A 14,079-nucleotide genomic window follows, 5' to 3' on the forward strand; every position below is an offset into this window, starting at 1 on the left:
GTTGTTGTTGGTGCTGCAGTTGTTGACTCTGTTGTCGTTGTGGTTGTTGTTGGAGCTGCAGTTGTTGACTCTGTTGTCGTTGTGGTTGTTGTTGGTGCTGCAGTTGTTGACTCTGTTGTCGTTGTGGTTGTTGTTGGAGCTGCAGTTGTTGACTCTGTTGTCGTTGTTGTAGTCTTATCACCGCTACCTTCACCTGAACCAGTCTCTAAACGAGTATATTTAGTGATAGTACGTTCATTAGGGAAGTTAGTTGCTTTCCACTTCAATGTGTTAGCTACTTTAGTTTTTGCTGGAAGATCTTCTGTAAGTTCTGTTGAATACTCAATCCAAATTGGCCAGCCCCAAACTTCTTTTAGTTCAAATTTGAATCCTGTGATTTGACCTGCTGCATTTCTTGTGAATTCAGCTGTCTTAGTGAAGTTATCGTCTGGAGTCAACTTGAAGAGTTCATTTTCATTTTGGATTCTGTTTGGTTGTTTTGGGTAACGAACTGCACGCAATGTACCTTCTACAAGAACTTGACCTTTATCACTGAAGTCATCTTCGATAACCATGTTATCCATTTTATCTTGAACAGCATTCAAAAGGATACGCCATTTGATACGTTTAGGGTTTTCTTTGTCTTGGTAACCGTATTTGTACTCATAGTCACCTGGAGTACCTACGTATTGCTCATAGGTTACATTGTAAGTTTCTTCACCAAACTTAAATGTGTACTTACCAGATTCTTTCAAATTTGTTGCGTTCGGACGAACTGAGTATTTCAAAGACATGACTTTGTCTTTGTAGTTTTTAGAGAAGTAGTCCGTGAAAGTAATGGTTACTTTACCAGTTTTTGGATCCGTTACGGCATCACCAACCTTTTCACCGTTGGCGTGAAGGATTGGGAACTCAAGTTTAGTAACAAGTTCCAATTCTTTTGGAAGGTCCAAAGTCAAAGTATCCCCAGCATTAATCGCTTGTGAGTCTGGGAAAGTAAGGCTATTTGTTGCCTCCAAGACACGACCAGTCGTAATCTTTTTGTCCGCAGTTATAGGTTTACCATCAACCTTAACTTCTGTGTGCATAGTATATTGAGTTACTTCAGTAGCGAAAACTGTCGTCAGTGTCGCCAATGAAAGAACTAAGATACTTAACATCGCTAAAATACGCGTAGTGCTAAGTTGTGAATTCTTCATCACAATAAACTCCTTTTAATTAATCAAATGTATCATAGCATTTTTTGAATTCGTTTACAAGCTATTTTTTATAATATTCCACTTTTCCTTCCAAAAATGTTCAGTTTCCTAACTTTTTATATAAAAATAGTCTTCAATGGTCGGATTTTTTATCACTGAGACCAATAAATGTTAAGAACATCATCAGAATTCCAATAAGACTTAACCACCAGTTTGACTGTTCTCCAGTCTCTGGTAGGAGCTGGTCTTGGACAACTGGCGCTTCAGCTGTTTGAGGTTCTTGAGCTGAAACTGCTAATGGCTTCATTTCCTCCTCCTGTTTAAGAGTTGGAATTGCTGGGATAACCTTATCGGCTGGTACCATTGGTTTCGATTCGGGTTTCAATTCTGGCTTCTCAACCAGTGGTTGAAACTCAGGGATGTGAGCCTGTGGTTTTTCAACCAGTGTTCCGATTTCAATAATCTCTGTTTGTGGTTCTTCTAAGACTTCTGAGCCAAGCAATTCTTTCTTAATCACAACTCCATTCTTCAAAGTCAAACGATACATATATTGACGTTTTCCTGGTTTACCTTTTTGTAGAAGAATTTGTGTACCTTTAGCAAACTTAGGATTTTCAACTATTTGTTTCTCAAAGTCAATTTCTTCTACTTGGATGAGTTCCTCTTGTGTAATAGTAGGAATTCGTTTTGTCCCTATCAAAATAACACGATTTACTGCTTTTCGGATAACTTTCGTATCAACCAATGTTGCAGAACGTTCTTCATCATTGAAGTAGTATTTTTCAAAAGTCTTATGGATGAGTCCATCTTGACCTTCTTGGAAGACTCTAGTTTCACCTTCTGGTAAGCTATCATCATTGCGATATTCTGTTTGATGAGTAATGACCTCATCCTCAGTTACTAGGACTGTACGCTCAACTCCAGTACCCACCACAAGAACTTGGTTGACAGGTTGAGTCGTGATCACAGTTCTTAGATACTCACGTTGAGTTTCTTTACCATTGACATAGGTTACTTGATAGTAGTCTGTTTGAGTTCCTTCTTGGCCCTCTACTTCGACCAGACGGTAGCTAACAGGCTTAGTCTTGTCCTCACGAACGATGATATTGTAAGGAATTGAACTTGTTGTGCTGATTTCCCTAGTTTCAGTAATTTGAGAACCGATATGGATGATCTGTTCTAGAGCTGGACGTAACTCCTTGACGCTAATCAAATCGGTCTTGACCAGAACACCATCTCTGTAGATTAGTTGATAGACTTTTTCAACTAGACCTGCACGACCTTCTTGAACAAGTTTATGTTCACCCTTCGGCAAACTTTCATCTATAACAGTCACAGTTCTAAAATCAGTTTCCTCGGTTCTAGTTTCTTGCTTGACTGTAATATTTGGAACATGTTTTGTTCCGACTAAAATGATGGTTGGAACTGCTTCTCTGACAACTTTAGTTTCGATTAGTCTTGAAGAACGTTCTTCATCATTGAAGTATTGCTTCTCGATTGTCTTATGAATTAGACCATCTTGACCTTCTTGGATAATCTTCGTTTCACCTTCTGGAAGAGTGTCATCATTACGGAATACCGTTGATCTTGTGATTCTCTCTTCTTGAATTTCGAAGATTGTGCGTTCGATACCAGAACCTTCAACTAGGACTTTATTGACAGGTTGAGCTGTAATGACTGTTCTGAGGTGTTCACGCTTAGTTTCCTTGCCATTGACGTAAGTTACTTGATAGTAGTCTGTTTGAATTCCCTCTTGGCCCTCTACTTCAACAAAGCTGTATCGAACTGGCTTGGTCTTATCCTTACGGATAATAACATTGTATGGAATTGGACTTATTGCGTTGATTTCCTCAGTTTCAGTGACTTGAGTACCGATATGGATAATCTCATCTTGGACTTTCTGAACTTCCTTGCTACTGATCAAGTCTGTCTTGATTAAGACTCCATCTTTGTAAGTTAGTTGGTAAACTTTTTCTATGATTCCATTTTGCCCTACTTGAACTACCTTGGTCTCTCCTTTTGGTAGGTCAGGATCTTCGATTTTTTGAGTCTTATAGGCAATCTTCTCAGTTTGTGTATCCTGTTCTACCTTGATCGTCGGTACATGTTTTGTACCTACTAAGATGATAGTTGGAGTTGCTTCTTTAATCAGTTTGCTGTCTACCAATTTCGTAGAACGCAATTCATCATTGAAGTATTGTTTTTCGATTGTCTTGCGAAGGAGACCTTCCTCACCAACCTGAACAACTTTTGTTTCACCTTCTGGAAGAGTATCATCATTACGATACTCAGTTGTGCTGGCGACTTTATCTTCTTGAATCTCTAAGAGAGTTCGTTCCACGCCTGCACCTTCGACGATGACCCTATTGATAGCTTCTTTAACAACTGTTGTCTTAAGATGTTCGCGTTTTGTTTCTGCTCCGTTGATATAGGTAACTTTATAGAGATCTGATTGTTCTCCGTCTTGACCTTCAACTTCCACGACCTTATAACCAATTGGTTTCGTAATATCTTTGCGAACTATTACAGTGTATGGAATTGGACTTGACTCACTTGATTCTCTAACCTCTTTAACACGAGTTCCTACTTGGATGATTTTATCCTCAGGCTCTATAGTGATGTTAGATTCAACAAATGTTCGAGAAGTTTCTTCACCGTTCACCTTAGTTACAGAGTAGCGACTTGTCTTTTGCCCCTTCTTACCAGGCTGAATAATCTTAGTTGTTCCTGAAGGAAGTTGGTCTGTAAATTCCTCAACAGTATTGTAGTCAATTACTTCTGTTTCTTCTACAAGTTCCGTTGTCTCAACAATAGGTGTTGAATTACCGACACGGACGACACGATTGACCGCATCTGTAACCTTGTGTTCCGAAACGATAGTACGACTAATCTCATTACCATTCTTATAGCTTACCAAGAATGTTCGGATAATTTGTCCAGGACTACCTTCTTCCTCGACAACACTTTCACCTGCCGGAAGTGTATTGTCAGCGATATAGATTGTCTTAAACGGAACATCAATCTGCTCATCCACTGTACGTTCTGTCATTTTAGAAGTTCCGATTACAGTGATTTCATCAATCGCTTTTGGATCTTCCACTTTCGAAAGTTCCTTGCGAGCAACTTCAATATCGTCCTCATAGGTGACTTCATAGGTTATTGTTATTGCCCCTGGGGAACCCACTTGAGTAACCTTGTTGTAACCCTCAGGTTGGGTTTCGTCTTTTTCAATGACCTTGTTGAAGTCTCTTTCTTCGACAACAACTACGGATCTGACTGAGACAACCACACCCAGACCTTTAATAATAATCTTGTCTTTCTTCTCTTTGAGGGTGTTTTCATTGACCAAGGCACGGTCAACAAGTTCATCATTGAGGTAAGTCAGTTTGTATTGCTTTTCAATTCGACCTTTCTCACCGTCTTGACGGACTTCTTCGTAACCTTTTGGTTTCGTGTAGTCATATTCGATGACAGTTTCAAAGTCTACATCTTTGATTTCAGTAGTGTATTCTACTTTTTCTACTGCACTACCAACTGTGATAATACGTTTAACTGGTTGATCAATCACTTTTTCAGACGTCAAAGTCTTACCAGCTTCCTTACCATTCAGTTTTCTGATTTGGTAAGTCTTTTCAACAGAACCATTCTTACCAGCTTGATTTTCAAATTGGTAAGTCTTTGGTTTTGTTGGATCCGTTCTAACCTCTGTATCGTATTCGACCGTTTCTTTCTCAGAGACAGTTTCAAAGGTTTCTGTCGCTGTACCAATCAAGATAATCTCTTTTGTAGGTTCCAAGATTGTTTCTTCAGAAATGATCTGACGTCCTACTACTGTATCACCAACTTTGGTAATCTTGTATACATTGACTTTCTTACCAGCGACACCTTTTTGAACAGTCTCCTTAAATCCGATAGGAAGTTCATCTGTCTCACGAGTTTCGATGATGTACTCTGTTATTGTCGTTGTACGAAGTGTTTCAACCGTTTTATCACCAACGATATCCACTGGAGCTAATGGTTTGCCGTCTAGGGTGTTACGTCCTAGGAAGACATTCTTACTCTTAGCATTCAAGTTCACCCATTCCCCATTGTATAGTCTAAAGAAACCATTTTTGTTTGGTGTGTCTGCGATGAATTTGTTGTCTGTTGCTGTTACTTTAACACTATCGTTGAGACGGTTGATACCAAAGAAAGCTTGCATCAAGTCTTTGATAACTGCTCCGTCTGTTTTACGAGTGATATCGTAACGTTGCCATGGCTCATTGTCTTTATACTTGAAGGTATTGCTATTGACGTCAATAGAAGCTGCGTTTGTACTTTCAATAGCGACCGCATTCTTCCATCTTGATTTAATTTTCGATACAGTCAACTCATTGTTGTCAATATTGATACTTCCTCTAGTCTTAGTAAATGGTACTTTTGTAACCTTGTTGACACGTTTTCCAGTAGTACGGTCAATAACACTTGCTACATAAGTTGTATCATCATTGATGTAAATCGGTAACTGCTTGATGTCATCTACTTCAATCTTGTTTCTTGAAATAGTGATGTCACCTGAACCGCCACCTTCAACACCTCTAGATGCTTGAGCAGTATTGTTGTTGACAGAGATGATATAGTCTGTCGAATCACCAGTGATGGTGTTTCCTTCAATTTTTAGGCTATAATCATTTGAACTTTCGTTGTTTCTAAAGAGAATACCAAATGTTCCTAGTTGTCCATTTTCAAATGATTTTGTTAAACCTTCAATGGTGTTATTTGAAATGACATAACGACCTTTATCAAGAGGTTTGGTCCATTTATGGTTTTTCTCATTTGTCAGGATAGAGATGGCTGTGTAACCACGGTAACGAGCTGGATCATCATCATCGTTTTCCAACTTAGAGTTTGGATCTTGTGTTACCTTGTTGTTACGAATAATGACATCTGTCATTGGATTGGCACGGTTATAGACCTCAATACCATTCAAACGGTCTCCGAGTGAGACGTTATTTTCGATGAGAATCTTATTCCCGTCGTGAATATCCAAGCCTTTACGGTAGTTGTAGTTTGTATAGTTTCCAGTATAGGTAATGCCATCATTATAAGACCCTGCCATTGAGGCAGCACCATATCCAGTACCACCGTCCAACACATGACCGTTGTATGACAGGATATTATTGTCTACCACAAAATTACGTTGGTAACCGAACATAACACCAGCAACACGGTTGTTATGAAGGAAAGAGTTGGTTACCTTGTTACCGTCCATGATAGGAACATCTGGATCTCCAATAGACTTGACTTCATTTGAAACCTTCTCAGAGATACTGCTGTAACGGATTGGTCTACCGCTAGCATCATACTCTTGAGCTGTCGCCTTGCTTGAACTAAAGAAGACACCGGCTCTGTTGAATTTCATAGCACGAACATCATTGATCGTAACATTTGAAGAATCGTTTACGTAGATACCGTTTGAACGCCCAAAGTAAGATTTTCCTTTACGGTAAAACTCATTATCCTTAGTGTAGTCTGATGAATCATAGGCGTGCTCAACAGTTAAGCGGCCTACAGTAAAGTTATTCTGATTTTGAATGAGGACCGCAGACTCGTAACGGTTATCCGTCAAGTTTGTTTCAGGATCGTGCTCTCCATCTTGCTTTTTGTTAAACACAATTTTTGTATTGTTACGACTTGGACCACTACCAATCAAACCTTTTACATTGGCATAGTTCTCATCGATAACCAAGGTTTTCTTCAAGAGGACATTCCCTGAAACCATTACGGCAGCTCCTCCCTCGACCTCATTGGCTGCTTTCAGAGCTTTTTGAAGAGAATCACTTGCTTCAACCTTACCTGTTGTATCTAATCCGAAATCCGTAGCTTTTACATACTTACCGTATGTTGCATCTTCATATACTTTTGTATTGCTAGCAGCAGCTCTTCTGCGACGAACTTTAGGGATTGTAGATGCCTCTTGAGTTTTCTCTTTAGAAGCATCGGATAATTTCTTATCCCCCTCAGCAACTGATGTTTCTGCTTTGCTTTTCTTCTCAGCTTCTGGTTGCTCTTTTCCCCCTTTATCTGACTTTTCTTTATCTGCTTGTTCTACATGTGGTTTCTCTTGGACAGGTTGTTCTGTTGCTGGTTTCTCTCCAGCAACTTCCTTCTCAGCAGGAGCCTTGTCTGCTTCCTTTTCTGCCACTTCCGTTGTAGTAGTAGAGTCTTCTGGCGTTAAAACTGCAGACTTACCCTCATTAGTTATCGCCTCTTTCTTGTCTGTAGCAGTAGTTGCACTCTTTTCATTTAAGTTCTTATTTAATGAAGTGTCTTTTTCATCCTGATTTTGAACAACTGTATTATTTAAAAAATCAATTGTATCAGCTTTGACATGCACTTGACTTAATTGGAAGGTAGTTAAAATCCCAATTGTCAATAGTGAATATTTTGTTGATTTTTTAATATTCATTTCCTTTTTCTCCAAATTCTCATTTAGCCATCATCTCTTTATAAGATTTGAATTATGCATAAATATTTTTATCATACCTAAATTAGGGCGCAATATATTCATTCTATTCTATACAATAATACAGTGACCACGAGGGAAAGTCAATAAATTTTAACCAAAATTTTGATTTATCCAACTAACACCTTTTATTTGCTATTTTTTCTAATATTTGTGTCTTTTTGGTACTTTTTATTCAAAAAAGCTAGGAGTTTTTCCCTAGCTTTTTTGGTTCTTTTATACTAATTTTTCAAATACTTCCGAGAAGTTTTTGCTAATAGTTTCAAGCGAAACTTCTACTTCCTCTCGAGTTTGGTTGTTCTTAACCTTGACTTGTCCACTTTCGACTTCGCTCTCTCCCAGAGTGATAAGAGTCTTAGCTCCAAAAACATCTGCTGACTTGAACTGAGCTTTAAGTTTACGATTGAGGTAATCACGCTCCGCTTTGAAGCCTTGTTGGCGAAGAGCTTGTACCAACTCCAAGGCCTTCAGATTAGCCTCTTCACCAAGGACAGCAATATAGACGTCGAGAGTGTTTTCGATAGGTAGGGCCACTCCTTGTTTTTCAAGGACTAAAAGAAGACGCTCTACACCAAGTCCAAAGCCAAAGCCAGCAGTTTCAGGACCACCGAAGTAAGCAACCAAGCCATCGTAGCGACCACCTGCACAGACTGTCAAGTCATTGCCCTCAATCTCTGTAATAAACTCAAAGATGGTGTGGTTGTAGTAGTCCAGACCACGCACCATATTGGTATCGATGATATAGTCTACTCCTAGATTCTCCAACATCTGACGAACAGCATCAAAGTGGGCTTGGCTTTCTTCATCCAGGTAATCCAAGATAGATGGTGCATTCTCCACTGCCTCCTTGTCTTCTTTTTCCTTCGAGTCCAAGACACGAAGAGGGTTTTCCTCCAAACGACGTTGGCTATCCTTAGACAAGGTCTCCTTGAGCGGTGTCAAATAGTCAATCAAGGCCTGACGATAGGCCACACGGCTTTCAGGATTTCCAAGGGTGTTGAGGTGCAGTTTGACACCTTGAATACCAATTGCTTTCAAGAAGTGAGCTGCCATAGCGATCGTTTCTACATCGGTAGCTGGATTGCTAGAGCCAAAGCACTCCACACCAATCTGGTGGAATTGGCGTAAACGACCTGCTTGTGGGCGCTCATAGCGGAACATTGGCCCCATGTAGTAGAACTTGCTTGGCTTTTGCACTTCAGGTGCGAAGAGTTTGTTTTCCACATAAGAGCGGACGACTGGAGCAGTTCCTTCTGGACGGAGGGTAATATGGCGATCACCCTTGTCGTAAAAATCATACATTTCCTTGGTTACGATATCAGTTGTATCTCCAACAGAACGACTGATGACTTCGTAATGCTCAAAAATTGGGGTACGTACTTCTGCGTAGTTGTAGCGTTTGAAGATTTCACGCGCAAAGCCTTCAACGTACTGCCACTTGGCAGACTCAGTAGGTAAAATATCCTGCGTTCCTTTTGGTTTTTGTAATTTCATAGAGAATCCTCTTTCTAACTTAATAGTCCTATTTTACCATAAATAAAGGGATTGGGACAGTCAGAGGAGTAAAGAAATAGCTTTGACCATGCACAGTTGTAATCATTTTCACCCAAATACCTGATTTCAACTAGCATTTACAATCTGCCACAGGCATGATACAATGAAAACCATCAGATATACGAAGGAGAACTTATGAAAAAGAATATCTTGACAACCCTTGTTGCTGCCCTTGTCTACTTTCTCTGTATCGGAGTGGGAGTTCTACTAGGGAGCCTTGTCGACCACACTGGAAATATGTTTTACGCCCCTGCCTTTGCAGCCCTAGTAGGTGGTAGCGTCTATATGATCCTTTTAGCAAAGGTTCCTCGTTTTGGAGCGATTACTACGATTGGACTTGTAATTTCTCTATTTTTCCTCGGGAGCAAGCATGGAGCTGGAGCCTTTCTGCCAGGTATTATCTGCGGTCTTGCAGCAGATGGCATCGCTCACCTAGGACATTACAAGGATAAGGTTAAAAACCTTCTTTCCTTCCTAGTTTTTGCCTTTGGTACTACTGGTCCCATCCTACTCATGTGGTTGACCCCTCAAGCCTATATCGCAACTCTTGTCGCTCGTGGGAAATCCCAGGACTATATTGACCGCATTATGGTTGCACCGAATCCTGCTAATATCCTCATCCTTATCACAAGTGTTCTCATCGGCGCTTTACTTGGTGCCCTGATTGGACAAGCACTTAGTAAGAAATTAGAACATAAAACATCATAAAAAAGAGCCATCTGGCTCTTTTTTATTTATGACTTAATTTCTTGGTCAAGAAATCTCCCAAAAATTGGATAGAAAAGATAATCAAGATAATGATGAGGGTCGCAAGAATAGTCACATCGTGATTGTAACGGTTAAAACCATAAGCGATAGCTACGTTACCAATACCACCTGCTCCAACTGCTCCCGCCATAGCTGTTTCACCGACTAGTGAAATCAAGGTTACAGTCGTCACGCGAATCAAGTCTGGAAGTCCTTCTGATAGGTAAACACCCACAATGTCCCAGAATGTCGCTCCGCTTGCTTGAGCCGCCTCAATGACACCACCATCAAGCTCTGATAAAACTACTTGAACCTGACGAGCAAAGAAGGCAAAAACTGCAAAAGATAGGGGTACGATAGCCGCATTTGGCCCGATACTTGTCCCTACGATCAAATGAGAGAAGGGTGACAAGACAGCCAAGAGAATGATAAAAGGAACCGCACGGAAGATTGAGGTAATCTTATCCAAAACCCAAAAGACGAATTTATCTTCTAAGACGCCACCTGGTCCAGTTAAGACGAGGAAAAGTCCTGCAACTAGTCCTAGGAATCCTCCAATGATAAAGGAAAGAACTGTCATATAAAGTGTTAAGTAAATAGCTGTCCCCCAGCCCGCTTGACCTAACCAACCCATCTTGTAGACGTTTGGTAAATATGTTTGGATCAAGTCTGCCATCTTACTGTCCTCCCTTCAATACTTTTAGTTGTACACCAGCCTGATGGATAGCTTCTTGAGCTTTTGCCAGTGCTTCTTTTTCTCCAGACAAAACAACCACAAGCTCACCCACAGGAGTGCCGTCAAGAATTTCAATGTTTCCATAGAGAATATTGGCTGTTACTTGATAGTGTTTGTATAATTCATTCAAAAGCGGCTCATCTGTAGAAGCTCCTGCATACTTGAGTTGTACCAAAATGCTATTTTCAGATAAGTGCTCCACGATTTCTTGCTTTTCAATCTTAACCATAGCTTCATCGATACCAGTAGCCGTTGAGATAAAGTCCTGGGTCAATGGTTGCTTAGGATCTGAGAAGATTTCAAGAACGCTACCTTCTTCAATCAAGCGGCCATCCTGCATGACTGCCACACGATTAGCAATGTCTTTGACAATCTGCATCTCATGTGTAATTAAGACAATGGTCAAACCTAGTTTACGGTTCAAATCTTGTAAAAGAGACAAGATTTGCTTAGTTGTCTTAGGGTCTAGGGCAGAAGTTGACTCGTCAGAAATCAAGATTTTTGGATCATTGGCCAAGGCACGCGCAATGGCTACACGCTGTTTTTGTCCACCAGAAAGTTGTGAAGGATAGTTTTCAGCACGGTCAGCCAATCCGACCAAGTCTAATAATTCTGCTACTTTAGCCTTCTTATCTTTCTCACTAAGTCCAGAGTGTTTGAGGGCAAAAGCTACGTTTTCCTCTGCTGTCTTCTGACTCATAAGGTTAAAGTGTTGGAAAATCATCCCAATATCTTGACGCTTACGACGTAATTGTCCGGCAGTTAAGGTTTCTTTACCATCAAAAATCACATCATCATCTACAGTAATTCGACCTGCAGATGGTTTTTGTAAAAGGTTAATAACACGAACCAGGGTTGATTTCCCTGCTCCAGAATATCCTACAATCCCGTAGATATCCCCTTCTTGGATGTGAATGGTCACATCCTTGACCGCTGTGATAGTTCTCTTCTTTTGATGAAAAGTCACATCAATCTGGTCTAATTTGATAATGTCTCTACTCATAACTTTTAATCAGCTCCTCTACTAATTCAATATGGGTGTAATAATCGGCGATTCGCACATTTTCATCTCCACCGTGGTCTCGGCTATTGGCATTTCCTAGACCAAAGGCAACCATAGGTACTTCTAAGGCATCAAATACCGTATGCATAGGACCTGTACCAGCAGTTGTCGGTAAGACAGATACGCCCTGTGGATAGAATTTCTTGGCTAGCTCAATAACATTGAGAATGGCCGGCGCACTCATGTCACTTCGATAACTCATCTCACCCAAGGTATAGTACAATTCTACCTTATCAAAACCGTTTTTGTCTAGTTGTTTTCGGATTTTCTCCAAAACATCATGGGGTTCAAGCCCTGGAACCAAACGGACTTCTAGCTTGGCACTAGCCTCTGCTGGCAAAATCGTTTTAACTCCTTGACCTTGATAACCAGACTGAATTCCTTCGATATTGAGCGCTGGTTCAAAGAAAAAACGTTTTAGAAAGGCTGTACGTTCCTCTTGTAAAAGTGGCAATTCCAAGCCATAAATCTGACTGATTTCCTCTGGATTGCGTTGGGCATAGGTTTCAACCAAGGCTAACTCACGTTCGTTTGGTTCCTGCACATCATCGTACAAACCTTCTACCAAGATACGGCCGTCGGCAGCGCGAAGACTTGTCAAAGCTTGAATGAGATACCATGGAGCTGATTCGATGACTCCACCATAGCTAGAATGGATATCGACGTCTGCACTCTTGACCTTGGCATCAAAGGTCACAATTCCCTTGTTTCCACCAGAGATTTCTAACTGTTCTAAGGCATTCTTTGTTCCTTGTTCCCAGACTAATAAATCTGCACCTCGAAGTTTGTCCGCATGTTTTTCTAAATATTTATCCAAATCCATAGAGGCCGATTCCTCTGCCCCTTCCATGATGAAGCTGATATTGACTGGAAGATCATCGTGATGTTGCATGTATTTTCTAAGAGCACTCAAACGAGCAGTGATATGACCCTTGTCATCATCCACCCCACGCCCATACATAATACCATCACGCACAGAAAGCGTGAAAGGATCCTCTGTCCAGACTTGATCACCATCTGCAGGTACTGTGTCATAGTGGTTGTAGAAAATGATAGTCTTGGCATTTGGTCGTGAACTTTTGAAATGTGCCATGACAAAAGGCGCTGTATAGCTCTCGTCAATTTCAACTTCTGCACCAACACGTTTAAAAATCTCACCTAGATAACGAGCCACCTCTTTCAGGCCAACTTGTTGGGCAAAGACTGATTTTTTAGAAATCAAGGTACGCAAAACTTCAAAATAATGTTGCGCTACATGATCCTTTTCAAACTTTTCAATTTGTTCTTCTTGGCTAGGGAAAACCATTTTCTCTCTACCTTTCTACTAGGACTTGTACCTTTAGAATCAATACAAGTGGATTTCATTTGTTTTAGGCTCTATATAAAAGCAAGAGGTGGAAAAATCTCTCCCACCTCCCTGTGTTTATTACCAAACTGGTTGATCCAAGCCGTCTGAAGTTTCTTCGATGACTTTTTTCACTTCGTCAGTGTGGTAAGCTGCGATAATTTTCTTGATTGCATCAGCTTTAGGTGATGATTCCCAATCTTTTTTCGCAACGATGATGTTATACCATTGTTTTGAGTTTTCGTCAGCTTGCTCTTTAAAGAGTGCTTTCTTGTAGTCCAATTTTGCTTCTGTAACAAAAGTGTTGTTTACAACAGCTGCATCAACTGATGACAATGAACGAGCTGTTTGGCTAGCGTCCAATTCAGTGATTTTCAAGTTCTTTGGATTTTCTGTGATGTTTGCGATTGTCGCAAGTGCAGTTCCTGAAACATCCAACTTGATCAAACCAGCTGATTGAAGCAAGTAAAGAGCACGGCTTTCGTTTGTAGCATCGTTAGGTACTGCGATTTCACCCTTATCTGGGATTTCTTCCACTTTAGTGTACTTGTTTTCACTTCCGTTTAAACCTGAGTAAAGACGGATTGGTGAGATGTAAGTATCTGCAATCGCTACAAGATCTTTACCGTTTTCTTTGTTCCAGTTGTTCAAGAAGTTGTAGTGTTGGAAAGCGTTCAGGTCTACTTCACCATCAGCAGTTGCTTTATTTGGTTGTGAGTAGTCTGTAAACTCTGTGAATTCCAATTTAATTCCGTCTTTTTCAACCAATTCTTGGACTTTGTCCCAACGTGCTTCTTCTGAACCGCTACGGTTAACAGTCGCAATTTTAACTGTAGTTTTATTGTCCGCTTTCTTGTCTGAATTTCCGCAAGCTGCAAGTGTAAGGCCTGCTACTGTAGCGATAGCTGCTACGCTTAACCATTTTTTGATTTTCATGATTCATTCTCCTTT

General features: G+C 40.5%; 8 protein-coding genes. 1 reads left to right on the forward strand and 7 read right to left on the reverse strand.

The window, feature by feature from the left end:
* The 3 genes from NML75_RS07910 to hisS form a co-directional block, all read right to left on the reverse strand.
* On the reverse strand, nucleotides 1-1,178 hold a 1,178-nt coding region (locus tag NML75_RS07910), incomplete at its 3' end, for an Ig-like domain-containing protein (protein ID WP_254804361.1).
* A 133-nt stretch (nucleotides 1,179-1,311) separates the two neighbouring features.
* Nucleotides 1,312-7,626 carry a G5 domain-containing protein gene (locus NML75_RS07915; RefSeq protein WP_254804362.1) on the reverse strand — a complete coding sequence of 2,105 codons (6,315 nt, stop codon included), beginning with the start codon at nucleotides 7,624-7,626 and terminating at the stop codon, nucleotides 1,312-1,314.
* Nucleotides 7,627-7,899: 273 nt separating this feature from the next.
* Entirely contained in the window at nucleotides 7,900-9,177 is a 1,278-nt protein-coding gene (hisS, locus tag NML75_RS07920) for a histidine--tRNA ligase (RefSeq protein ID WP_070676989.1), read from the reverse strand.
* A gap of 195 nt (nucleotides 9,178-9,372) precedes the next feature.
* Here hisS and NML75_RS07925 point away from each other — a divergent pair, with 195 nt between their 5' ends.
* Entirely contained in the window at nucleotides 9,373-9,945 is a 573-nt protein-coding gene (locus NML75_RS07925) for an MptD family putative ECF transporter S component (RefSeq protein ID WP_070676988.1), read from the forward strand.
* A gap of 22 nt (nucleotides 9,946-9,967) precedes the next feature.
* On the opposite strand, the gene NML75_RS07930 is transcribed toward NML75_RS07925, so the two are convergent.
* The 4 genes from NML75_RS07930 to NML75_RS07945 all read right to left on the reverse strand — a co-directional run bounded on the left by NML75_RS07930 (nucleotide 9,968) and on the right by NML75_RS07945 (nucleotide 14,064).
* The gene (locus tag NML75_RS07930; RefSeq protein ID WP_070676987.1) at nucleotides 9,968-10,660 is read right to left on the reverse strand and encodes a methionine ABC transporter permease; all 693 of its coding nucleotides are present in this window, start codon (nucleotides 10,658-10,660) and stop codon (nucleotides 9,968-9,970) included.
* A 1-nt stretch (nucleotide 10,661) separates the two neighbouring features.
* Complete coding sequence (locus NML75_RS07935) at nucleotides 10,662-11,723, reverse strand: methionine ABC transporter ATP-binding protein (RefSeq protein WP_070676986.1); 1,062 nt, start codon at nucleotides 11,721-11,723, stop codon at nucleotides 10,662-10,664.
* The gene (locus NML75_RS07940; RefSeq protein ID WP_070676985.1) at nucleotides 11,716-13,089 is read right to left on the reverse strand and encodes a M20 family metallopeptidase; all 1,374 of its coding nucleotides are present in this window, start codon (nucleotides 13,087-13,089) and stop codon (nucleotides 11,716-11,718) included. Before NML75_RS07940 ends, NML75_RS07935 begins: the two co-directional genes overlap by 8 nt.
* Nucleotides 13,090-13,209: 120 nt before the next feature.
* Nucleotides 13,210-14,064: a MetQ/NlpA family ABC transporter substrate-binding protein gene (locus NML75_RS07945; protein ID WP_070676984.1), complete on the reverse strand. Its 855-nt coding sequence runs from the start codon at nucleotides 14,062-14,064 to the stop codon at nucleotides 13,210-13,212.
* Nucleotides 14,065-14,079: the final 15 nt, after the last annotated feature.

Source organism: Streptococcus sp. CF4-3, assembly GCF_024295385.1.
Classification (GTDB): domain Bacteria; phylum Bacillota; class Bacilli; order Lactobacillales; family Streptococcaceae; genus Streptococcus; species Streptococcus infantis_I.